We start from the raw sequence: 23532 nt of genomic DNA, 5'->3' as shown, positions 1-23532 counted from the left end.
GGAAGTCATCAGCGTCGCGACCGTGGCCTGGTGAGCCTTGCCATTGTAGCGCGGCGGACCCATCGCCCGCATGGTCGTCCATGGTTGCACTCGTCACTGTCGGGCCCCGTCGGGTGGTGCGGGCGGCTGTCGGGGGAGTGGCGCACCGCTGGGGCTGCGTAGGATTGGCACGCTGGGTGCTCGAGTCGACGCGCCCACCTCACAGGCTCATCGAGCAGGCACGGAGACATCAACCTCATGACCCAACGCAGCGGCGAGTCCGCGCTGGCACTGTCGTTCAAAGCGCTCAGCGACCCGACTCGACTCCGCCTGCTCTCACTCGTCGCGGCGCACGAGAACGGAGAGGCGTCGGTCGTGGACCTCACCGAACCTCTCAACCTCACCCAGCCGACGGTCTCCCACCACCTCAAGATCCTCGTCGACGCCGGGCTGCTCACCCGGGACAAGCGCGGCGTGTGGTCCATCTACGCCCTGGTGCCGGGTGCGCTGGGCACCCTGGGCTCCTACCTGCGCGACGCCGAAGCCGCCTGGACCTGACCTCCCACCTGCCTGCCGACCGATGGAGATCCGATGACCACCGAGACCACCTCGTCGGCAGCGCACGTGGCTGACACCCATGACGTCATCCGAGTCCAGGGCGCCCGGGAGAACAACCTCAAGGACGTCTCCCTCGAGCTCCCCAAGCGCCGCCTGACGGTGTTCACCGGAGTCTCAGGCTCAGGCAAGAGCTCCCTCGTCTTCGCCACCATCGCCGCGGAGTCGCAGCGGATGATCAACGAGACCTACAGTGCGTTCCTGCAGGGCTTCATGCCCAACCTGGCCCGTCCCGACGTCGACCTGCTCGAGGGCCTGACCACCGCGATCATCGTGGACCAGGAGCGCATGGGTGCCAACTCCCGCTCGACTGTGGGCACGGCGACCGACGTCAACGCCATGCTGCGGATCATCTTCAGCCGGCTGGGGCAGCCGCACGTCGGCCCGCCCCAGGCCTTCTCTTTCAACGTCGCCTCGGTCAGCGGCGCCGGCGCGGTGACATACGAGCGGGGCGGCACGTCCGTCAAGGAACGACGCGAGTTCTCCGTCACCGGCGGCATGTGCCCACGGTGCGAGGGGATGGGCACCGTCAACGACATCGACCTCACCGCGCTCTATGACGACTCCAAGTCGCTCAACGAGGGCGCGCTGACCATCCCGGGCTACTCGATGGAGGGCTGGTACGGGCGCATCTTCCGTGGCTGCGGCTACTTCGACCCGGACAAGGCGATCCGCGACTACTCCCAGCAGGAGCTCGACGACCTGCTCTACCGGGAGCCGACCAAGATCAAGATCGACGGGATCAACCTCACCTACTCCGGCCTCGTCCCGCAGATCCAGAAGTCCTACCTGTCGAAGGACGTCGATGCGCTGCAGCCGCACATCCGCGCCTTCGTCCAGCGCGCGGTGACCTTCACCCCGTGCCCCGAGTGCGGGGGCACCCGGCTCAACGAGGGTGCCCGAGCCTCACGCGTGGCCGGGATCAACATCGCCGAGGCCTGCGCCATGCAGATCAGCGACCTGGCCGTGTGGGTCGCTCAGCTGCGCGAGCCGTCCATGACCCCGCTGCTCACCGCACTGACGCACACCCTGAGCTCCTTCGTGGAGATCGGGCTGGGCTACCTCTCCCTCGACCGGCCCGCAGGCACGTTGTCCGGTGGTGAGGCCCAGCGCACCAAGATGATCCGCCACCTCGGGTCCTCGCTGACCGACGTGACCTACGTCTTCGACGAACCGACCATCGGTCTGCACCCGCACGACATCCAGCGGATGAACACCCTGCTGCTGCAGCTGCGGGACAAGGGCAACACGGTGCTCGTCGTCGAGCACAAGCCGGAGATGATCGTCATCGCCGACCACGCCGTCGACCTCGGTCCGGGTGCCGGCTCGGCCGGGGGAGAGGTGGTCTACGAAGGCACCGTGGCAGGGCTGCGGGCCAGCGACACCCTCACCGGGCGTCACCTCGACGACCGCGCCTCGCTCAAGGACTCCGTCCGCACGCCCTCGGGTGCGCTGACGATCCGCGGCGCCAGCGAGAACAACCTGCGCGACGTCGACGTGGACGTCCCGCTCGGCGTGCTCGTCGTGGTGACCGGCGTGGCGGGCTCCGGCAAGAGCTCCCTCGTGCACGGATCGATCGCCCGCACCGAGAACGTGGTGTCCATCGACCAGGGCGCGATCCGCGGTTCCAGGCGCAGCAACCCGGCCACGTACACCGGGCTGCTCGACCCGATCCGCAAGGCCTTCGCCAAGGCCAACGGCGTCAAGCCAGCCCTGTTCAGCGCAAACTCCGAGGGCCCCTGCCCGGGCTGCAACGGCGCCGGCGTCGTCTACACCGACCTCGGCATCATGGCCAGCGTCGCCGCGCCCTGCGAGGTCTGCGAAGGCAAGCGATTCCAGGCCTCGGTGCTCGAGTACCACCTCGGCGGGCGCGACATCTCCGAGGTGCTTGCGATGTCGGTGACCGAGGCGGAGAGCTTCTTCGCCACCGGCGAGGCGCGCATCCCCGCCGCTCACACCATCCTCGCCCGTCTCGCCGACGTCGGGCTGGGTTACATCAGCCTCGGTCAGCCGCTCACGACCCTGTCAGGCGGCGAGCGCCAACGGCTCAAGCTCGCCACGCAGATGGGGGAGAAGGGTGGGGTCTACGTCCTCGACGAGCCGACCACCGGCCTGCACCTGGCTGACGTAGAGAACCTGCTCGGGCTGCTGGACCGGCTCGTGGACTCCGGCAAGTCGGTGATCGTGATCGAGCACCACCAGGCGGTCATGGCGCACGCGGACTGGATCATCGACCTGGGTCCGGGCGCCGGGCACGACGGCGGGCTGGTCGTCTTCGAAGGGACGCCAGCCGACCTCGTGGCCGCACGGTCGACGCTCACCGGCGAGCACCTCGCGGAGTACGTGGCCCGCTGAGCGTCCCTGGGGCGCGGGTCGCCGCCGCTCCGTATCGTGGACGGATGACCGTTCCCCCGGCGACGGGCCCCTGCTCGCAGCGGTCCGCGACGCCGTCTCGCGGCGGACCTGCGTGTCTGTGGTGGGCCTTCCCGGCTCGGGCCGCACCACCCTGCTCGACCGGCTACGCCTGGGCGCACAGGAGGACGACTGGACGGTGCTCTCCCTCCCTGCCTTCGGCCGCGGCGGACGCCCCTTGGAGCCCCTCGTCCTGGCCGGGCTGTTCACCGCGCCTGCCGCGACGACCAGTGCGACGGCCGCCGCCGCAGCCCGGGTGGCGTCAGCAGTCGGGTCCGGGCGCGCTCTCGTGCTGATCGACGACGCCGAGTCGGTCGACGACGCCACGGCCGCGGTGCTGGCGGCCACCGTGGCGAGCCACGATGTGACCGTGGTGGCAGCTCTGCGCCCTCCCTACCCGGGGCTCGCATCCGTGGACAGGATCATGGCGGGCCGCAGCGCCACCGTCCTGTGGGTCCCGCCGCTGCCCTTCGAGGTGGTGCACCGGCTGGCTCACGACGTCCTCGGTGGCGACGTGGACTCCGACGCCGTCGGCCGGATCTACGCCCTCTCCGGCGGGCTGCCCGGGATCGCCCGGGCCATCACGCTCGAGGCCCGCAGCGCCGGCCGCCTCGTGCGCCAGGAGAATCTCTGGGTCGCCCAGCAGGACTTGTGGACCGCTGCGCTGAGCGTCGTGGTGGACCGGCTCGTGGCGGGGCTCGGCGATGACGAGACGGACGCGGTGTGGACTCTCGCCGCGCTGGGGCCGGCTGAGGTCGCGACGGTGCGTCGCCTGCTGCCGTGGTCGGTGATCGTGACCCTCGATGACCACGGGCTGCTGCGCTTCGTCGAGGAGGCCGACCGCACCCTCGTGGCGCTCTTCCCGCCGCTGGTCGCCGAGCACCTGCGTCACTATGAGCACACCTCCCGCGGGATGCGCGCGGTCGAGGCGATCAGCACGGTCCTGACCAAGACGGAGGAGGCACAGGTCCCGCGGCTCCCGCTGAGCTCGCCGGTGACCTGGTCGTCACCGGAGTCCGCGGCAGTGCTGGGGCGGGTGCTGCGGGAACGGTCGGCAACCCGGCTGCTCGTCTGCCGCGATGCGTGGGAGGTCAACCCGTCGAACCGCAACATCGTCATGTACCTCGACGCGCTCGTCACCGCCGGGGCTGCGCCCGAGACCATCGAGACTGTCCTGCACAAGGCCCACGAGGAGACCGGGGAGGACGCGCGCCACCTGACCTTCGTCTGGATGTGGGAAGCGGTCTACCGGTCTCTCATCCTTCACGATCCTGTCGAGGGGCTGGCGAAGCTCACCGACCTCGCGGACAGTGACCCCGCAAACAGACCGGTGTATGACGCCGTCGCCGAGCACATCCGCCTCGCCGTGGGGGACAGCGCAGCGGACGTCGCGCGGACCTCCCCGCGGCCTGGCGCGAACGGCACGGCTGCAACGGCACCGCGCCGGCACCGCACCCCGCTCACCGCCCAGGCGGACGAGGTCGTCCGACTCGTCCACGGTGAGGCGCTGCTGGCGCGCGGAGCAGTGAACGACGCGCACAGCGAGCTCGCTGCCGTGTCGCTGCCCGAGTCCTCACCTCGACAGGACGCCCGCTCGATGGTGACCGTGTCGCTGCTGTGCGTGGGGGACATCGAGTCGGCCACCGAACGGTCGTCGCGCCTGCTCGACCAGGCGCTCGCCATGCTCGAGGGGGACCAGATCGAGCCGCTGGGCTACGTCGTGGCGCTGGGCCTGTACCTGCAGGGCAGGCTCACGAGCCTGCGGGAGCACCTGACGTCCGTCTTCGCGATGGGGTCGCCCGCGCCGCTGCGTCCGAGCACACGCGCCGGGCTGCTGTCGATCGGAGCGGTGCTCTCGATCCTGGAGGGGAACCTGCCCAGCGCCCGGTCCATGATCTCCCAGGTCACCTCCTTGCGGATGCTGGCCGCGTCGTCGCCCTTCGCGCGCCCAGGACCCCTCACGGCGATGCTCGAGGTGGCATCGGGACAAGACGTCCGTGAGGCCACGGCGCCCGCCTGGGACGGCGTCCAGTCTCTGGCCGACCAGGGGCACGTGCTGGCTGCGGTGGTCGACGGCGCGCACCTGGCGGGTCTCTGGGCCGACCCGCAGCGTGCCGGTCAGCTGACCCAGCTGGCTGAGCTCGCCGCCACCGCCCAGGGTGCGATGCTGCCGTGCCTGGGGCGGTACATCCGGGCGTGCGCGGTCCAGGATCCCGAGGCACTCCTGGACGCGGTGGACGATCTGAGCGCGCACGGGCTCAACGCCTTCGCGGTGCGTGCGCACGCCGCAGCGGTCCGCCTGCTGCGGGCTGAGGGCCTGACGACCCGTGCCAGGGATGAGGAGACGACGCTCGCGCGCCGCCTGGCGGTGGCGGGGGAAGAGCTGCACCTGGTGACACCGGCCTCGGCGCCTGCCGACACTCTCACGGCCCGCGAGGTCGAGGTGGCCCGGCTCATCGCCGCAGGGCTGACCAACAAGGAGATCGCCGAGCGGCTCGTGGTCAGCAGCCGAACTGTCGACAACCACGTCTACCGCATCTTCCGCAAGCTCGGCGTCGCCTCCCGCAACGAGGTCGCAGCCCTGCTCTAGGCCCCCGCACCTGCCCGCCGCGCCACCGGCGCTGCTCAGTGGGACGCGACGGCGCTACCTACGCCGTCGGCAGCCTGCTGCTCCATCTGGCGCGTGCCGCTTCTCAACCATCGCGCGTGCGGGCCGTGCGCTCCTGAGGAGGCGGTTTCATGGTCGTGCGACCACGCAATGCACCCTGCAGCCCATGACAAGGGAGGAGATCATGACACCTGCTACCGTCCCTGCCGTCGCTCTCGCAGCGGTCCTCACAGCCGTCCCCATCTCCTCGCCGGGGGCTCTGGATGGGGCGCCCCTCGTCGAGGACCCGACCACCACGGTCGCCACCGAGACCACCCCCGTGGATCCGGCGCCGGAGGTCGAGATAGTCGAGGAGGTTCCTGCCCCCGAGATGCCTGCACCGGAAGAGGTTCCCGAGGCCGGCGCCGAGGATGTGACCGAGGAGTCGGAGTCGTTCGGTGCGGAGGACGCACCGGAGGCGTCTGAGGAAGCGGAACAGCCCGATGAGGCCACCGACCCGGCGCCCGAGGTCGAGAAGGTTTCTGAGAAGGACGTCGAGGGCCTCGCGCTGACTGCGCCCCTCGGCATCCCGCAGGAGGAGAGCCCAGCACCCGACGGCGCCGCGGACGAGACCAGCGACACGACCGCGCCTGCCCCCCTGGCTGCCGTCACCGACGGCTACCACGAGGACGGCTACGACCGGCCGTTCTGGTGGGCCTCGGACGGCTTACACTTCCGGGATCCGATCCCCGCGTCCGGATACGTGAACATCAATGTCCCGGGCGCGAACAACGTGAGCATCGACACCAATCGTGAGCTCATCGGGACGACCTTCATCCCGTGGTCGTACTTCGGCCTGCAACCGGGGATGTGCATCGCCTGGACCGAGTCCAACGGTTACAACTACCACTTCGGCGAAGACAACTCCGGGCGCGGGGGAGTCGACGAGCGAGACTGGACGTACTGCGTCCCGGAGGTGACCGAGCCGGAGAAGCCGGTGGACCCCGTGGACCCGCCGGTCGACCCGGTGGACCCACCCGTGGACCCGGTCGACCCGCCCGTGGACCCGGTCGACCCGCCCGTGGACCCCGTGGACCCGCCGGTCGATCCCGTCGACCCGCCGGTGGACCCGGGGGAGCCCGCCGACCCGGCAGACCCGGCTGACTCGGTCGAGCCTGCCGAACCCGCCGTCCCGAGCGAGCAGGCGCAGGCCCCTGCCGAGCGCTCCGCGGCATCGATGACCGCCGATGCTCAGGACTCAGCTTCGACGTCCTCTGATGGGGTCGTGACTGCGGGTCAGAGCGACACGGCCGTGAGCGCACCGTCGTCCACCACGCCGTCCACCACATCGCTCGCCTGGACCGGAGCCACGACAGCTGGTCTCGCGCTGGCTGCTGCCAGCGCGATCGCCGGGGGAGTAGGCCTCCTGGCCGCAGTGCGTCGCCACAGCAGTCGTTGACGGCGCTCGACGGAGCGGCCTGAGCGACGTACCGAGCGACCCGACCTCTCTGTGAGGTCGGGTCGCTCTGCGTCTGGGACAGGGAGCCACGCCAGGTCACGCCTCGATCAGGCTCAGCACACCTTCGGCATCGTCACCGGGTGCAGCTTGACGGCTGCCACCATGTGGTCGGCTTGAGAGTCGAGGTAGATGCTCGTGGTGGCGACGGAGGCGTGGCCGAGGATGTCGCGGACGGTCATGACGTCGGCGGCGCCGGAGGCTAGAAGGAGGGTGGCCGCGGTGTGGCGCAGGCCGTGCGGAGTGACCTCGCGCATGAGGGCGGCAGGCATCCGTGCGGCTTGACGGTGGACCATCAGCTCGACGTCGCGCGGCTGCATGCGCAGGCCCCGCCACGTGAGGACCAGCGCCCGCTTGGCGTCCTCGACCCCGACGGTCTCCACCAGGACGCCCTTGACCTTGCGGGTGCGCGGGGCCGGTGTCGGGCGGGCGCGGTCGTAGTCGGTGAATGCTTCCATGGTCCTGGGGGACAGGGGGACTCTGCGGTGCCCACCGCCCTTGCCGTGACGGATGTCGAACCAGGCGGCGCCGTCGTCGTCGACGCTGATGTCAGCGCGGTCTGCCTTGCACAGCTCGGAGACGCGCGGCCCCACCTCCATGAGGAGGTGAAGGATGAACCGGTCCCGGAGCAACATGTCCTGGTCGGCGCGCGTGACGTGCTTCTCGGCCGGATCGGTCGTGGAGAGCAGCGCCGCAGCGCCGGACTGGGGGAGTGCCGTGCGCGACTTGGCCCTGGTCCGCCCACCCTTGAAGGTGACGAGCATGTCCGGGACCGGATTGAGCTGAACCCAGCCGACGCGGGTCGCGTGGGAGAACAACCGCGAGACGGACTGCATGAAGCGCGCGGCCGCACCGAGCGACCGCGTCCGATCACCTGGGTCGTTGAACCGTCCGTCCGGCTTGGAGCCGTAGGTCACGACGGCGTCGTCGAGGTCTTCGCTGGTGAGGTCGTCGAGGATCCTGTCGCCACCGATGATCTCGACGAACTCGGTCAGGTCGCGGACGTAGTTGTCCACCGTGACCTGGGAGAGAGACCCCATGACGACAGACCGGGGGAAGGTGCCGGTGTAGGTGTCTACAGCGACTGCCACAGTCAGGCGGACAAGGGACGGTGGTGCAACCACGGGACGAGCTCCTTCGACTGAAGCCTCCAGCGGACGGAGGACTTCTGCGGAGCCTAGTGACAGCCTCTGACACTCGTGAGACGACGGGTGACAGAGGTGATCTCTAGGCGGCCAGAGCGAGCCTCAGCGTCGCACTGGGGGACCTGTTTGCCCCAAAACGGATACTACGTTCTTGCAGCGTACAACGTAGTAAGTGCGACAAACGGCACAGAACGGAGCGGAGCGCTCAACGGTGGCGCTCGGTGATCAGCGATTCCAGTGCTTGAGCTCTTACAGAACCCTCAGGCACCTCGACGCTTGCGCGACCGTCCCGGCGGCCGTGACGCAGATGACGCTGCCGTCCGACGCGCCGCCACCGAGTCACATCGAGCCGCAGAGCCGACAGCCGCATGGGCTGCCGTCGATGCTCACCGACGTCGCGTATCGACCCAGCCTGACTGCCGCCTTGCTGTCCGCCTGCAGCCAGCGACCCACCACCGCGACTGTGCAGTTTGCCCTGACCTAGAGATTGACGAGCCCCTGCGGACTGTCGGGATCACGGCGCGTCTGCCTCCCATGCGCTACCCGGCCCTTTCGGGCCCTGACCAGCCCCTTCTGACCCCACCAGCCCAACCATCCGCCCCGCCGATAATGTATCTTATGACATTACGGCGGCGCAGAGCGGCCGGACGCTGCCCGGGAGCGGCGCTCGCCGTCGGACGGGGTGCTCCCCTGCCGCCAGCTCGATCGAACCGCCCGCCCACCTCCCGTCGAGAAGCAAGACGTCCCGCCTGCGAAGTTCTTGACTCATTGCACGATCTGCGTAGAGTGACGCCATGACGCGTGTGCGGGCTCTGTGGATGCGGTACCTCAACGCCTCTGACGACGGCAGACGCAGCGTCGAGCAGCTAGGCATCCTTGCTCTCGCCGGAGCAGTCGCCACGATTATCGGCGTGGTGCTGGTGTACGGACGCCTGCCCTTCACCCTGGTGTTCTTCCTCGCACCGGCGACGTGGACGCTCTTCGCGCTCGTTCCATGGAACCACCCTGCCGATCCCCTGCGGACGCGCCAGCTCGGCTTCCTCGCAGTGGTGAGCGCCCTGGTGATCTTTGTCGGCGTCCCGGTCATGATCGGCCCGACGAACATGCTCGCGCTGACAGCACTGGTGCTGGCACTACGGCTGCGTTCACCACACCTGGCCATCGCCGCGCTGGTCATGGGAGGTCTCTGGAGGATCTCAGCGCAGACGTGGATCCTGGAGTCCACCGCCTCGGTGGGATGGCACGTCTGCGTGCTGGTCGTGCTCGTGGGCCTGTGGTGCCACCTCGCATACCTGCGGTCGCGGACGTCGCCGCAGCCGGCACGATCAGTGTCATGACACACGACCACCCCGCTACCCTTCGCAGCGACCTGCACCTGGCGCCGATGGACGCCGGGCACGGCCCTGCGGTGCTGGACATCTACGCGGCTGGCATCGCGACCGGCCTGGCGACGTTCAGCCACGAGGCCCCGACCTGGGCAGAGTTCACCTCGAGCCACCTGGACGACCACCGGTACGTCGCGCTCGACGACGCCGGCACGGTCCTCGGATGGGTAGCCGTCTCCCCCGTGTCCGGGCGCTGCGTCTACGCAGGAGTCGTCGAGCTGTCCGTGTACGTGGCACCGTTCGCGCGAGGACGCGGGGTCGGCGCGGCGCTGCTCGACGGGCTCACCACGTCCGCCCAGCGCGGTGGCATCTGGACGCTCCAGTCCGGGGTCTTCCCGCAGAACACCGCCAGCCTGGCGCTGCACAGCGCAGCGGGGTTTCGCGTCGTCGGCACCCGCGAGAGGCTCGGCCTCATGACCCATGGACCGCTCGCCGGCACCTGGCTCGACGTCGTCCTCCTCGAGCGGCGCCTGTAAGCCCGCAGACGCGTGCGCCCGGGACACTCCGAGGCGCGCCAGAGAGCGCCTCCCACCTGCGCGTCGGCTATGTTCATCGGGTGGATGATGTCGAGCAGAGTGCGATCCGTTTCGCCGAGAAGACGTTCAAGCGCGCCGCCCTCGTCTCGGTGGCCGCCCCCTTCGTCGCGGCCGGTGCCATCATCGCCCTCGACCACTGGAAGAAGCGCTCGGAATCGCGCAAGGCCGTGTTCCCGCACACGCGCCCGCGAGAGGCCACGATCGGCGACTCCACCACCACGGTCTACTCCTTCGGTGAGGACCTGTACGCGGAGATGCTCGCAGCGATCCGGTCCGCCACGACGCGGATCTTCATCGAGACCTACATCTGGAAGGGCGACGAGGTCGGGCAGACCTTCAAGGACGCCCTCATAGAGGCCTCCGCCCGCGGCGTCGACGTCTATGTCGTCTACGACGGATTCGCCAACCTCGTGGTCCCCCGCACGTTCTTCCGCTTCCCCGAGCCGATCCACGTCCTGCAGTACCCGATCTTCCGCCCGCAGGTCCTGCTCATGGACATCAAGCACACCGGGCGCGACCACCGCAAGATCCTCGTCGTCGACGACGAGGTCGGCTTTGTGGGCGGGTACAACATCGGCACCCTCTACGCCACGCAATGGCGCGACACCCACCTCAAGCTCACCGGCCCTGCGGTGTGGGAGCTGTCCAGCGCCTTCATCGACTTCTGGAACCTCAACCTGCGCGGGGACAATCCCACCATCCCCTCCCCCGGCACCCACGTCTGGGCCCCGGAGCTCCAGGCCGCCCGCAACGCCCCGGTGCGCCGCGTCTACCCGATCCGCAACCTCTACCTCGAGGCGATCCGGCGTGCGACCCACCATGTGTACCTCACCCAGGCGTACTTCATCCCGGACCGTGAGCTGCTGGCTGTCATCGTGGGAGCCGCACGCCGCGGCGTCGACGTGCGGATCATCGTGCCCGAGGCGTCCAACCACGTGCTCACCGACTGGCTCTCGCGCGGGCTCTACTCCCAGCTGTTGCGCGCCGGGGTGAGCATCTGGCTGTACCGCAACGCGATGGTCCACGCCAAGACGGCGACCGTCGACGGACGGTGGACCACCATCGGCACCGCGAACATCGACCGGCTCAGCCTGACCGGTAACTACGAGATCAACATGAACATCTACGACGAGACCCTCGCCGCGCAGATGGAAGACATCTTCGCGGTCGACCTGAGCAACTGCCGTGAGCTCCTGCTCGAGGACTGGGAGCGTCGCTCCCCCGTGGCCAAGCTCGGCGAGCTGATCCTCACGCCGCTGAGCCCGCTGCTCTGACCCTGCGCTCTCAGCACCGACAACGCTGACAGCGCCGACAGCGCTGGTGCGGCGCGCCGCACCAGCGCGACGCCAGAGCGCTCACTCGCGTGCGGCGTCGGCGATCTGCTCTTCCGGGCGCGGCGGCACGGTCTCGTCGACCTCGAGCAACGGCACCTCGCCGAACTCCGGGTGCGCATCGTGCAGCTGCTGGGCGACGTCCTCGGCGAGCTCGTCGGCGACTGCGTGGTCGGGGCCGTCAGGGCCGTCCGGGTGAGCGAACATGTGCGCTTCCTCCTCAGGGTTGGTCCCGACCACGCTAGGCATCTTTCGGCCTGGCCGCCACCGCAGCCAGGCCTGCCACCTGCTAAGAGATGACCATCACCAGGTCTCCACCCTCGAGCTGCTGGACCGCGCCGATCGCCAGGCGCTGGACCGTCCCGGCCACCGGGGTGGTGATCGAGGCCTCCATCTTCATCGCCTCGACGGTCGCCACGGTCTGGCCGGCCTCGACCCGCTGACCCTCCTGGACCACGGGCGTGACGGCACCGGCGAAGGGTGCGGCGATCTGCCCAGGGGTGTCCAGGTCGGCCTTCTCCACGGCAGAGCTGTCCACCTCGATGCTCGTGTCACGGACCTGGATCGGTCGGATCTGACCGTTGAGGGTGAACATCACGGTCCGCATGCCGCGCACGTCGGGCTCGCCGACTGCCTCCAGCCCGACGATCAGACGCACCCCGCGCTCGAGCGCGATCTCGACCTCTTCCTCACGCTCGAGGCCGTACAGGTAGCTGTGCGTGTCCAGGACGCTCACGTCGCCGAACTTGGCCTGCGTGGTGAGGAAGTCCTTGGTCGGACCGGCGAAGAGCAGGTGGTTGAGACGGTCCCGGCGTACCTGGGAGGATCCGGCAAGGTCGGCCTCGTCCTGCTCGGTGAGCGGGTGGACACCCTCGCGGACGGTCCGCCCGGCCAGCGCCTTCGACCGGAAGGGCTCGGGCCAGCCACCGGGCGGGTCGCCGAGCTCGCCGCCGAGGAAGGCGATGACGGAGTCGGGGATGTCGTAGTCCTGCGGGTTCTCGGCGAAGTCCTCCGGGTCCGCCCCGCGGGCCACGAGCTGCAGCGCGAGGTCTCCCACGACCTTCGAGGACGGCGTGACCTTGACCAGGCGCCCCAGGATCCGGTCGGCGGCCGCGTAGGTCGCCTCGATCTGCTCGAACTGGTCCCCCAGGCCCAGCGCGATCGCCTGCTGACGCAGGTTGGACAGCTGACCGCCGGGGATCTCGTGGGTGTACACGCGTCCGGTCGGGCCTGCGAGGCCGGACTCGAAGGGTGCGTACATGCGCCGCACAGCCTCCCAGTACGGTTCCAGGTCGCACACCGCAGCGAGGGACAGACCGGTGTCGCGCGGGGTGTGCTCCAGGCCGGCGACCAGTGCGGACATCGGCGGCTGGCTGGTGGTCCCGGCCATCGCGGCCGAGGCCACGTCGACCGCGTCGACGCCGGCGTCGATCGCCGCCATGAGCGTGGCCATCTGACCACCGGTGGTGTCGTGGGTGTGCAGGTGCACCGGCAGGTCGAAGCGCTCGCGCAGCGCGGTCACCAGCGTGGCGGCCGCTGCCGGGCGCAGCAGCCCGGCCATGTCCTTGATCGCGAGGATGTGCGCGCCGGCCGCGACGATCCGGTCCGCCAGCTCCAGGTAGTAGTCCAGCGTGTACAGCGTCTCGTCCGGGTCCAGCAGGTTGCCGGTGTAGCACAAGGCCACCTCGGCCACGGCTGTCCCGGTGGCACGGACCGCCTCGATCGCCGGTCGCATCTGCTCGACGTCGTTGAGCGCGTCGAAGATGCGGAAGATGTCGATGCCCGACGCCGCGGCCTCGCGCACGAAGGCCTCGGTCACCTCGGTCGGGTACGGGGTGTACCCCACCGTGTTGCGCCCGCGCAGCAGCATCTGCAGCGCCACGTTCGGGAAGGCGGCGCGCAGCTTGGTCAGGCGGTCCCACGGGTCCTCACCGAGGAAGCGCAGCGCGACGTCGTAGGTCGCCCCGCCCCACGCCTCGACCGAGAACAGGCCCGGCAGCATCCGCGCCTCGTAGGGCGCGACGACCTCGAGGTCGTGCGTGCGCACCCGGGTGGCCAGCAGTGACTGGTGGGCGTCGCGGAAGGTGGTGTCGGTGACGGCCACCGCGGTCTGGTCACGCAGCGCCCGGGCGAACCCTTCCGGGCCGAGCTCCAGCAGCGCCTGGCGGGTGCCTGCCGGCGCCGGCTGGGCGATGTCGCACGTGGGCAGCTTGAGCCGCGGGTCGATGGCCCCGGTCCCGGCGCCGTGCGGCCGGTTGACGGTCACGTCACCGAGGAAGGACAAGAGCTTGGTGCCGCGGTCGGCGCTCTCCCGGGCCACCAGCAGCTCAGGGCGCTCGTCGATGAAGGACGTCGACAGGTGGCCGGCCACGAACTCGTCGTCGGCCAGGACTGCCTGCAGGAAGGGGATGTTGGTGCGGATGCCGCGGATGCGGAACTCCGCCAGCGCACGCCGGGCGCGGCGCACCGCGGTCGGGTAGTCGCGGCCCCGGCAGGTGAGCTTGACGAGCATGGAGTCGAAGTGACCGCTGATCTCGGAGCCGGCCGTCGCGGTCGCACCGTCCAGGCGGACTCCCGCGCCGCCCGGTGAGCGGTAGGCGACGATGCGGCCGGTGTCGGGGCGGAAGCCGTTGGCAGGGTCCTCGGTCGTGATGCGGGTCTGCAGCGCGGCGCCGTTGACCCGGATGTCCTCCTGACGGATGCCGAGGTCAGCCAGGGTCTCTCCGGCTGCGATGCGCATCTGCGAGGACACGAGGTCGATGTCGGTCACCTCTTCGGTGACCGTGTGCTCCACCTGGATGCGCGGGTTCATCTCGATGAACACGTGCTGGCCAGCCCGCTCCCCCACCGTGTCCAGCAGGAACTCCACGGTGCCGGCGTTCTGGTAGCCGATGGACCGCGCGAACTTCACCGCGTCGGCGCACAGCGCGTCGCGGACTGCCGGGTCCAGGTCGGGGGCCGGGGCGATCTCGATGACCTTCTGGTGGCGGCGCTGGACGGAGCAGTCGCGCTCGAAGAGGTGGACGACGTTGCCCTCCCCGTCCGCGAGGATCTGCACCTCGATGTGGCGCGGCCGCAGGACGGCCTGCTCGAGGAACATCGTCGGGTCGCCGAAGGCGCTGTCGGCCTCGCGCATGGCGGCCGCGAGGGCCTCGGGGAGGTCCTCGCGGTTGTCCACGCGGCGCATGCCGCGACCACCACCGCCGGCCACGGCCTTGGCGAAGATGGGGAAGCCGATCTCGTCGGCTGCGGCGATGAGCTCGTCGATGTCGGCGGACGGCTCCGAGGAGGCGAGAACGGGGATGCCAGCCTCGCGGGCGGCCTTGAGAGCCCGGACCTTGTTCCCGGCCAGCTCGAGCACCTCTGCCGGCGGGCCGATGAAGGTCAGGCCGGCCTCGGCGCACGCACGGGCGAGGTCAGGGTTCTCCGACAGGAAGCCGTAGCCGGGGTACACCGCGTCCGCGCCGGCCTCCTTGGCGACCCGGACGATCTCCTCGATGTCGAGGTAGGCACGCACCGGGTGACCCGGCTCGCCGATGAGGTAGGCCTCGTCGGCCTTGAGGCGGTGCTCGGAGTTGCGGTCCTCCTGCGGGAACACCGCGACGGTGCGCGCGCCCATCTCATAGGCGGCGCGGAACGCTCGGACGGCGATCTCTGCACGGTTGGCAACCAGGACCTTGGAGAACACTCGATATATCCCATCAGTCGACGATTCCGGGACCCGGTGCCGCCGTGCGCCGCCACGGGCGCGTCCAGCACAGGTCGACCTCGGTCCCAGAAGATCCCCGCACACCACAGGCGTGGGATCATCACGATCTTCCCACGATTCTGGCTGCGCTCGATCACGGGACCGGAGAAATCTCCGCGTTCGGTACTCTGATCCCGGATGAACGCTTTCAGCACACCCGCGGTGCACGTCCTCGATCTCGGGTGACCAGCAGCTCGACCTAGTGGCGACCTCGCCGGAAGGACAGTGCCCCTCGTGCCCGTGCTCGGAGTGTGCAGCTTGAAAGGCGGCGTCGGCAAGACGTCCATCACCCTCGGACTGGCCTCGGCGGCACTCGCCTCCGGACTGCGGACACTGGTTGTCGACCTCGACCCGCAGGCGGACACCACCCTCTCCCTCGGCGCGACCGGCGCCGCCGCGCAAGACGTCGCCGCAGTCCTGGACAACCCAGCCGACTACGTCGTGAAGTCGGCGCTCGCCGTCTCCAGCTGGGACCCGGACCTGCTCGACGTCCTCATGGGGTCGGCCGAGTCGGCCCGCCACGACGGACCCACCTTCGCCCACCGCCTCGGGCGCCTGGCGACGGGACTGGAGACCCTCGACGAGGACGAGTACGACCTCGTGCTCGTCGACTGCCCGCCGTCCCTGGGCGGCCTCACCCGGCAGGGGCTGACGGCCTGCGACCGCGCGATCGTGGTCACCGAGCCGGGACTGTTCTCCGTCACCGCGGCGGGGCGGGCCTTCAAGGCCATCGACGAGCTGCGCCGCACCTCCGCACCCGACCTGCAGCCGCTGGGCGTCGTCATCAACCGGGTGCGGGCACGCTCCAGCGAGCAGGCCTACCGCCAGCAGGAGCTCGAAGAGATGTACGGCCCGCTCATCCTGTCCCCCATCATCCCCGAGCGCGCTGCCATGCAGCAGGCCCAGGGTGCCGGACGGGCGATCCACGACTGGCCCGGCGCACCCGCCGCCGAGCTCGCACAGGCCTTCGACACGATCCTCGCCCGCGCGATGCGGGCCATGGCCGAGGCCTGACCGCACCCCACGCGCGCCTGACGATGGCACCTTCCGAGGCGCACCTCGCGACGAGGGCGCTCGGCAGTGGCGCGGGCCTCAGCCCGCCGAGCGAGCCTGACGACGGGCGGAGAGCTCGTCGTGGGCCGGCACGTCCTGCGGGGCGTCGAGACGCTCGGTAGGCAGCGTCGCCAGCGTCCCCTCCACCTCGCGCCAGACCCGACCGACCGCGATACCGAAGACTCCCTGACCGCCCTGGACCAGGTCGATGACCTCGTCGGCCGAGGTGCACTCGTAGACCGAGGCGCCGTCGCTCATGAGAGTGATCTGGGCCAGGTCCTCCACACCGCGCTCACGCAGGTGGACGACGGCCGCACGGATCTGCTGCAGCGACACCCCGGTGTCCAGGAGCCGCTTGACGACCTTGAGGACGAGGACGTCGCGGAAGCTGTAGAGGCGGTGGGTGCCAGACCCGGTCGCCGAGCGCACGGTCGGCTCGACGAGCCCGGTCCGTGCCCAGTAGTCGAGCTGACGGTAGGTGATCCCGGCGGCGCGGCACGCGGTGGGGCCGCGGTAGCCGATGGAATCGTTCAGGCTGGGCAGGTCGTCGTCGAAGAGAAGACCCTGCGTGCGGGTCACGGATGCACCAGGGCCACCGTTCTGTCCGCTGTCGCTCACTTGTCTGCCTCCGTCTCGAGCCGCCGGTCATTCGGACCCGGCGCACACCTGCTTCCATGGTGACATGAAGTCCATGGACTGCAGATGATCGACGAGCGAGGATCTCGTGTTCCCGGCGCAAGCGCTGCGCCTTCCGAGTGACAGGCTCACGCTATGGCTCGGGTGGTGCAGGGTCAACGACCACTGCCGGAGCAGTTCTGGCGTGTCGCAGCCAGCCCGCTCTGACCAGGGAGAACGGGCTGTTCACCCAGGGAGATCAGCGACGCCCTGACGCACCAGGACGGTGTGCAGTCGCGCGAACATCTCCCCCAGCTCCGCAGCCGTCGTCCCGGCGCGTCCCCGTGCCGACGGGGCGTGCTGACCCCGCAGCGGCGAGACCACCTGGTCGATGAGGTCGACCTGACGCTCGGCGGCGGTGCGCAGGGAGCGCAGGTGACGGGCCTCGATGCCGAACTCCCCGAGCCCGGCTGCGAGACGGACGATCTCTTGGGCCGAGGCGTCAAACTGCCCGGCACCGTCGGCGCGCAGGATCCCCGCAGCGACGAGGGCGTCGACGAAGGTGGGCTCCACGCCGCAGGTCGCTGCCAGCGCAGCGGTGGTGGACTGAGGCCGGGACGCTGCCGTCTCCCCGTCCCGGGTCGCCAGACGCGGGATGAGCGGCTGGTCAGAGCTGGCCACGCCGGCGTCCAGGGCGGCCAGCTTGCCCTTGATCACCTTGAGCGGCAGGTACCGGTCCCGCTGCTCGATGAGCACGAAGCGCAGCCGCTCGACGTCGGCGGGGCTGTACTTGCGGTACCCGGAGGCGGTGCGCACCGGCTCGACGAGCCCTTGCTCCTCGAGGAAACGGAGCTTGGAGTGGCTGATCGCCGGGAACTCCAGGCGCAGCCCGGAGAGCACGTCGGAGATGCGCATCGAGGCGTCCCGAGAGATCCCGTGCGGCCACGACCGCTCGACGACGTCCGCGGGGGCCGTCGTCTGAGCGTCGCCGTCAGACTGCCCGCCGTCAGACTGCGCGCCGCCAGAATGCGGAGAGAGCGCAGCGCTCACTCGGCTGCGGGTTCGTCAGTGGCGGCTCCGGCCAGCGGGCTCGGGTAGAAGAGCATGCGGTACTTGCCGATCTGCACCTCGTCGCCTGCCTTGAGCAGCGCGGAGTCGATCCGCTCGCGGTTGACGTACGTCCCGTTGAGGGAGCCGATGTCCCGCACGACGAAGTCGTCGAGCTCGCGGACGAACTCGACGTGCTTGCGCGAGACCGTCACGTCGTCGAGGAAGATGTCTGCCTGCTCGCTGCGGCCTGCGACCGTGCGGTCGGCGTCGAGCAGGAAGCGGGAGCCGCCGCTCTGGCCGCGCTGCATGATCAGCAGAGCCGAGGTGCGCGGCAGCGCCGCGACAGCTGCCTGCTGCTCGGCGGTGAGCCCGCGGGCCCCGAGGACCTCGTCCGCGACGGGCGTGCCGAAGCTGATGGTGGTGTCCCCGAGACCTGGCAGTGCGGAGCTCTCGGGCAGACCCGGTCGTCCTGGGTGTCCGGTGCTGCTGGTCATGTCGCCTCCTGGTCACTGCGAATACGTCACTGCGATTACGTCCGGGTGTACTGCGCCGCCAACATTATCGGCAGGTGGACCACAGCTGTGAGATGTCTCAACCGTCTCATCACAACCTTAGAGGCGATCTGCCCTGGACAGAAGTCTCTGGCGCAGTCTTGCACGCAACTCGCCCCGACGTTGTGGCAGGTCGGATCATTCTCCAGGGTCGGGCGTGGCGAAGGTGGGCTCGGCCGGCTCGCGCACGGCGGTGATCTCCACGAGCTCTTTCTGCTCGGTCGTGGCGCGTCCGCCGTTGTTCGCGATGGTCGCCATCGCACCTCCGGGGATGGCGATGGCCGGCTCGAGAGTCTGCGGGTCGCCGATGACCGTCCACCGGTACGGTGCATGGACAGGGATGCCGTCGATGATCACGCCGTCGCTGCTGTCGGCGAAGTAGCTGCTGGTCACCATGCGGATGCCGTTGACCTCGATCGCCTCGGCGCCGGCGTTGCGCAGCTCCTCCAGGACGTTGAACAGGCGCGCGGCGGTGATGCGCTTGTCCCCCTCCACCACGGTGATCGTCAGCCCGGGGCCTTCGGCCGGCAGCCGACCGGACAAGATCCCCTGCACGACGACGTTCTGCTCGGCGAGCTCGATCGCCGCGCGTTGGGAGTCCGTGCCCGAGCGCAGCTCGTACTCGGTCTCACGCAGGGCTGCTGCCTCGCGTGTCAGCGCGTCGGACCGGCGGTTGACGTCGTCGAGGATGCGGACGAGGTCCGACTGGCGCAGTCCGGCAAACTCGTCCTCTTGCGTCTGGCGCAGCTGGACGACGAGCGCGAAGCCGAGGACGGCGCACAGCACCGCCGCGAGGATCTGCGCCCGCGTGGCACGCGGCCTCAGCGCGCCACGGACCCGGCGCCACGCGGTCGCGGGGAGGCGGGGAGCCGGGGGCGGGCCGGAGGCAGCGCCCGGCGTCTCGGCGGTGGAGGCGTCGCCGGGAGCGTCGGGGGTCTCGGGGACCTCAGGGGCGGTGTCGTGGTCACTCATGCTTTGAACAGGTGCCTGCGGATCGCCGCGGTGTTGGAGAAGATCCGGATCCCCAGCACGACGACCACGCCCGTGGAGAGCTGCGTGCCCACGCCCAGCTGGTCACCGAGGAAGACGATCACCCCGGCCACCACGACGTTGGACAAGAAGGAGACGAGGAAGACCTTGTCGTCGAAGAGCCCGTCCAGCAGCGCGCGCAGGCCGCCGAAGAGGGCGTCGAGGGCGGCGACCACCGCGATGGGGAGATAGGGCTGCAGGTAGATGGGGACCGTCGGCTCCAGGATCAACCCAGCCGATATCCCGAGCAAGAGTCCGAGGACCGGAATCACGATGCACTCCCCCACGCCGTTGTCATTGGTCGTCCTTCGTGTCGTCGAGCGGTCGGGCCGTGAACAGCACCCTGGTCGGGCCCGCGGGCACGAGGAGCTCCTCGTGCGTGGCCACGTTCGTCTTGATCCCGTACTGCGAGCCCAAGGTGCTCAGCTGCTGCGCCGCCGACGACCGGGCCAGGCCGGTCTCCAGCCCGTTCTGGTCCCCGAGGGCCACCACCTCGTACGGCCCAGCCACGCCGACAAGGTCGACGAGGATGGCGCTGCCTGCGCTACGGATCGCCGTGGTCGACGTCAGACGCTGACCGTTGACGGCGATGGCCTCAGCCCCCGAGGACCACAGGGCGTTGACCACCGACTGCAGGTCGGTGTCCTGGACGAAGGCCCCCGGGTTGGTGGCCGCGTCCGCGCCGTCGGCCACCGTAACGGTGATCCCCGGACCGCGCGCGGCGACCGTGCCGTTGGCGAAGCTGTCCCGCGCCGCCGTCTGGACCATCTGCGGGTCCACGAGCTCGAGCGCGGAGTCGCGCAGGCTGTCGATGGAGGCACCGAGGGCGGCGTTCTGCGCCGTCTGGGCAGCGACCTGTTCACGGCTGCTGACGATCTCGTCCTGGAGCAGGGTGCGCGCCGCCACGACGCCGGGCTGCGGCTCGCGCAGCTCAGCGACCGCCTGCGTCGTGACGAAGCCCAGCAGCACCGCGATCACCAGGAGCACCACGACGGTGGCCGCGCCGCGCGAGGGCGCTGCGCCCTCCGCTCGGCGCTGCGCCGCCTCGGCGTACCCCGCGTCCAGCGGCCGGTGCATGACCTCGTTGAGCAAGGTCATCGACGCATCGACCGCACGGGCCGGGCGCATACCGGGGCCCTCGGGAGTCATGGGCGGGCTCCGGCGGCGCGGGTGAGCTGGCGGGCCTGGACCAGGTAGAGGGCTCCGGAGTACCAGTACAGCCCCACGCCCCACCAGGTGAAGGCCCAGCCGAGGGCCGCGGCCCAGGCACCGAGCGCACCGGGTGCCTCGGCCAGCAGCAGCAGGGGGAAGGCGTAGAGCAGCGCGAAGGTCGCCGCCTTGCCCATGAAGTTCACCGGCAGCGGCCCATACCCCAGCCGGCTCAGCGTCGGCATGAGCGACATCATGAGCACGTCGCGCGCGAGGATGACCACGAGCAGCCAGAGCGGGACGATGTCACGCCACGCGAGCGTGACGAGGGTGACGAGGATGAACAGGCGGTCCGCGGCCGGGTCGAGGACCTGGCCGAGCTTGGACACCTGGTCCAGCATCCGCGCGGCGACCCCGTCCAGCCAGTCGGTGAGCGCGGAGAAGGCGAGCACCGCGAGGGCGGCGACGTCGTGCTCGGTGATGATGAGCACCGCGAAGACAGGCACCAGAGCCAGACGCAGCATGCTGATGAGGTTGGGAACCGTCACCACACGGGTGCTCACCCGCTGCTCTCTTGCCTCGCCCACCGCTGACCGACCCATCTTTCGTGCGCTACCTGCGCCCTGCATGCCGCAATGCGCGATCTGGCTATCCTATGAGCGCCGAGTGAGCGTCCCGCACCCGAGAGCGGAATATATGGCAACGATTGAGACACGAGTTGTCTGTGGTCGAGGTCACCGCGCACCCACTCGACCTGCAGGGCATCGACCGCGTACTGTAGGGACATCCCTCGGAGTTTGTCGCGAGTCCCGCGTGTGCGTGTGTCAGTGGCCTGACTAGGCCCAGTGTGTGTTTTCGGGATTGCGACGCCGGTTCAGCTCATTCGAGCTGTCCATCGCTCCCCACACCACTGAATGGCTGGTTGCTCTCTTTATGACTTCTGTCGACACTGCTGCGCCCGTAAACAACGCCGCTGACGTTCCTACGGTCACGTTCGCAGACCTCGGCCTCCCCGCCGAGCTTCTCTCCGCGGTCCTCGACCTCGGCTTCACCACCCCCTCCTCGATCCAGGCCGAGGCGATCCCGGCTCTGCTCGCAGGCAACGACATCACCGGCGTCGCGCAGACCGGAACCGGTAAGACCGCGGCCTTCGGCCTGCCGATGCTCGCCGCGATCGACCCCACCCTGCACCAGACGCAGGCTCTCGTCCTCGCACCGACCCGCGAGCTGGCCATGCAGGTCGCCGAGGCGATCGAGACCTTCGCCAAGCACCTGCCCGGCATCGAGGTCGTCCCGGTCTACGGCGGGTCCCCGTACCCCCCGCAGGCCCGTGCCCTCGCCCGCGGCGCCCAGGTCGTCGTCGGAACCCCCGGTCGTGTGATCGACCACCTCGAGCGCGGCACCCTCAAGCTCGGCGCCATCCGCTTCCTCGTCCTGGACGAGGCTGACGAGATGCTGCGCATGGGCTTCGCCGAGGACGTCGAGAAGGTCTTCGGCGCCGCTCCGGTCGAGCGCCAGGTCGCCCTGTTCTCCGCGACCATGCCTCCCCAGATCCGCCGCGTCGCCGCGCACCACCTGCGCAACCCGATCGAGATCGCCGTCTCGCGTCAGTCCTCCACGGTCACCGCCGTGACCCAGCAGTACGCGGTCGTGCCCTTCCGTCACAAGATCGGCTCGCTCACCCGCGTGCTCGCCACCTCCGACGCCGAGGCCGCGATCGTCTTCTGCCGCACCCGTGGTGCTGCTGAAGAGGTCGGCTCCGCGCTCATCGAGCGTGGCATCTCCGCCGCCACCATCTCCGGTGACGTGGCCCAGAAGGACCGCGAGAAGATCGTCGAGCGTCTGCGCGCCGGCGCCCTCGACGTCCTCGTCGCCACGGACGTCGCAGCCCGCGGGCTCGACGTCGACCGCATCGGTCTCGTCGTGAACTTCGACATCCCGGGTGAGCCCGAGGCCTACGTGCACCGCATCGGTCGTACCGGCCGCGCCGGCCGCACCGGTGTCGCGCTCTCCTTCGTCACCCCGAACGAGCGTGGCCGTCTCAAGCAGATCGAGCGGACCATCCGTCAGCAGCTCGTCGAGATCGAGATCCCCTCCCCCGCGGACGTCTCCGCGCACAAGGTCAAGGCCACCCTGGCCCGGATCGACGAGCGTCGCGAGGCCGGTCGCCTGTCGATGTACGTCGACCTGGTCCGTGAGTACCTCGCCACCCACGAGGGCACCGACCCCGCCGAGCTCGCCGCCATCCTCGCCGCTCTCGCGGTGGGCGACGACGGCCCCAAGGCTCGCGAGGAAGAGGCTGCCTTCGAGGCCCAGCGCGCCGAGGCACGCAACGAGCGCAAGACCCGCGACGCACGGGACTCCCGTGACGACCGTGGACCGCGCGAGCGTCGTGACGACCGCGGACCGCGCACCGGCGGAGCCCGCCGCGACGTCGTCGGCACCCGCTACCGTCTGTCCGTCGGCCACACGCACGGCGCCCAGCCGAGCGGGATCGTCGGCGCGCTGACGAACGAGGGCGGCCTGTCCGGCAAGGACCTCGGCAAGATCGACATCTTCCCGAGCTTCTCCCTCGTCGACATCGCCACCCCGCTCGACAACGACACGATCGACAAGATCTCTCGTGCCCGGGTCGCCGGCAAGGCACTGCGCATCAAGCTCGACGAGGGACCCGCGGTCTCCCGCGGCCCGCGCGCCGGGCACACCGGTGCTGCCAGCGGACCGCGCAACAGCGCGCCGTCGGGTCGCCGCGAGGAGCGCTTCGAGCGCCCGACCGAGCGCACCGGCTACGACCGCTCCGAGCGCACGCCCCGCTACTGAGCGGTGACCGC

The 23532-nt window shown here is 69.9% G+C and carries 19 protein-coding genes; 9 read left to right on the top strand and 10 right to left on the bottom strand.

The annotated features are described in order from the left end of the window. The first annotated feature begins 237 nt into the window (after positions 1–237). The 4 genes from SS2_RS07550 (at position 238) to SS2_RS17695 (ending at position 7052) form a co-directional block, all read left to right on the top strand. A complete protein-coding gene (locus tag SS2_RS07550; RefSeq protein ID WP_083941934.1) occupies positions 238–537 on the top strand; it encodes an ArsR/SmtB family transcription factor in 300 nt (99 codons plus the stop codon). Between the two features lie 33 nt (positions 538–570). After that, entirely contained in the window at positions 571–2949 is a 2379-nt protein-coding gene (locus SS2_RS07545) for an ATP-binding cassette domain-containing protein (protein ID WP_066462672.1), read from the top strand. 112 nt (positions 2950–3061) lie between these two features. Beyond that, complete coding sequence (locus tag SS2_RS07540) at positions 3062–5596, top strand: helix-turn-helix transcriptional regulator (RefSeq protein ID WP_157607235.1); 2535 nt, start codon at positions 3062–3064, stop codon at positions 5594–5596. Between the two features lie 202 nt (positions 5597–5798). Next, on the top strand, positions 5799–7052 hold the full coding sequence (locus SS2_RS17695; RefSeq protein WP_066462664.1) for a hypothetical protein: 1254 nt from the start codon (positions 5799–5801) through the stop codon (positions 7050–7052). Between the two features lie 113 nt (positions 7053–7165). Here SS2_RS17695 and SS2_RS18125 read toward each other — a convergent pair whose 3' ends face one another. After that, positions 7166–8233, bottom strand: coding sequence for a tyrosine-type recombinase/integrase (locus SS2_RS18125; protein ID WP_157607234.1), 1068 nt, complete (start codon positions 8231–8233; stop codon positions 7166–7168). An 815-nt stretch (positions 8234–9048) separates the two neighbouring features. Between SS2_RS18125 and SS2_RS07520 the strand changes: the two genes are divergently transcribed. From SS2_RS07520 to SS2_RS07510, 3 genes are all read left to right on the top strand, one after another. Beyond that, on the top strand, positions 9049–9591 hold the full coding sequence (locus SS2_RS07520; protein ID WP_157607233.1) for a hypothetical protein: 543 nt from the start codon (positions 9049–9051) through the stop codon (positions 9589–9591). After that, positions 9588–10115 carry a GNAT family N-acetyltransferase gene (locus SS2_RS07515; RefSeq protein WP_066462657.1) on the top strand — a complete coding sequence of 176 codons (528 nt, stop codon included), beginning with the start codon at positions 9588–9590 and terminating at the stop codon, positions 10113–10115. The genes SS2_RS07520 and SS2_RS07515 overlap by 4 nt, the downstream gene beginning before the upstream one ends. Positions 10116–10195: 80 nt before the next feature. Further along, positions 10196–11449: a phospholipase D-like domain-containing protein gene (locus SS2_RS07510; protein WP_066462655.1), complete on the top strand. Its 1254-nt coding sequence runs from the start codon at positions 10196–10198 to the stop codon at positions 11447–11449. An 81-nt stretch (positions 11450–11530) separates the two neighbouring features. On the opposite strand, the gene SS2_RS07505 is transcribed toward SS2_RS07510, so the two are convergent. Beyond that, on the bottom strand, positions 11531–11746 hold the full coding sequence (locus SS2_RS07505) for a hypothetical protein (RefSeq protein ID WP_066462654.1): 216 nt from the start codon (positions 11744–11746) through the stop codon (positions 11531–11533). Positions 11747–11795: 49 nt separating this feature from the next. Next, positions 11796–15194 carry a pyruvate carboxylase gene (locus SS2_RS07500; protein ID WP_066462653.1) on the bottom strand — a complete coding sequence of 1133 codons (3399 nt, stop codon included), beginning with the start codon at positions 15192–15194 and terminating at the stop codon, positions 11796–11798. A 294-nt stretch (positions 15195–15488) separates the two neighbouring features. Between SS2_RS07500 and SS2_RS07495 the strand changes: the two genes are divergently transcribed. Next, positions 15489–16268 carry a ParA family protein gene (locus SS2_RS07495; protein ID WP_066462773.1) on the top strand — a complete coding sequence of 260 codons (780 nt, stop codon included), beginning with the start codon at positions 15489–15491 and terminating at the stop codon, positions 16266–16268. 78 nt (positions 16269–16346) lie between these two features. Here SS2_RS07495 and SS2_RS07490 read toward each other — a convergent pair whose 3' ends face one another. From SS2_RS07490 to clsA, 7 genes are all read right to left on the bottom strand, one after another. Beyond that, a complete protein-coding gene (locus tag SS2_RS07490) occupies positions 16347–16886 on the bottom strand; it encodes a MerR family transcriptional regulator (protein ID WP_245643433.1) in 540 nt (179 codons plus the stop codon). A 282-nt stretch (positions 16887–17168) separates the two neighbouring features. Continuing rightward, positions 17169–17972 carry a transcriptional regulator FtsR gene (ftsR, locus tag SS2_RS07485; protein ID WP_066462648.1) on the bottom strand — a complete coding sequence of 268 codons (804 nt, stop codon included), beginning with the start codon at positions 17970–17972 and terminating at the stop codon, positions 17169–17171. Next, the gene (locus tag SS2_RS07480; protein ID WP_066462645.1) at positions 17969–18466 is read right to left on the bottom strand and encodes an FHA domain-containing protein; all 498 of its coding nucleotides are present in this window, start codon (positions 18464–18466) and stop codon (positions 17969–17971) included. The genes ftsR and SS2_RS07480 overlap by 4 nt, the downstream gene beginning before the upstream one ends. A gap of 195 nt (positions 18467–18661) precedes the next feature. Then, complete coding sequence (locus SS2_RS07475) at positions 18662–19495, bottom strand: DUF881 domain-containing protein (RefSeq protein WP_066462644.1); 834 nt, start codon at positions 19493–19495, stop codon at positions 18662–18664. Continuing rightward, positions 19492–19824, bottom strand: coding sequence for a small basic family protein (locus tag SS2_RS07470; protein WP_066462772.1), 333 nt, complete (start codon positions 19822–19824; stop codon positions 19492–19494). The genes SS2_RS07475 and SS2_RS07470 overlap by 4 nt, the downstream gene beginning before the upstream one ends. A gap of 22 nt (positions 19825–19846) precedes the next feature. Next, a complete protein-coding gene (locus tag SS2_RS07465; RefSeq protein WP_083941932.1) occupies positions 19847–20701 on the bottom strand; it encodes a DUF881 domain-containing protein in 855 nt (284 codons plus the stop codon). Then, complete coding sequence (gene clsA, locus SS2_RS07460; protein ID WP_439646293.1) at positions 20698–21264, bottom strand: cardiolipin synthase ClsA; 567 nt, start codon at positions 21262–21264, stop codon at positions 20698–20700. The genes SS2_RS07465 and clsA overlap by 4 nt, the downstream gene beginning before the upstream one ends. 370 nt (positions 21265–21634) lie before the next feature. Here clsA and SS2_RS07455 point away from each other — a divergent pair, with 370 nt between their 5' ends. After that, on the top strand, positions 21635–23521 hold the full coding sequence (locus SS2_RS07455; protein WP_066462640.1) for a DEAD/DEAH box helicase: 1887 nt from the start codon (positions 21635–21637) through the stop codon (positions 23519–23521). The last annotated feature ends 11 nt before the right edge of the window (positions 23522–23532 follow it).

The organism is Sanguibacter suarezii NBRC 16159, assembly GCF_001552735.1.
In the GTDB taxonomy this organism is placed as follows: Bacteria; Actinomycetota; Actinomycetes; order Actinomycetales; family Cellulomonadaceae; genus Sanguibacter; species Sanguibacter suarezii.
This window is presented reverse-complemented; position numbering and strand designations above follow the sequence as displayed.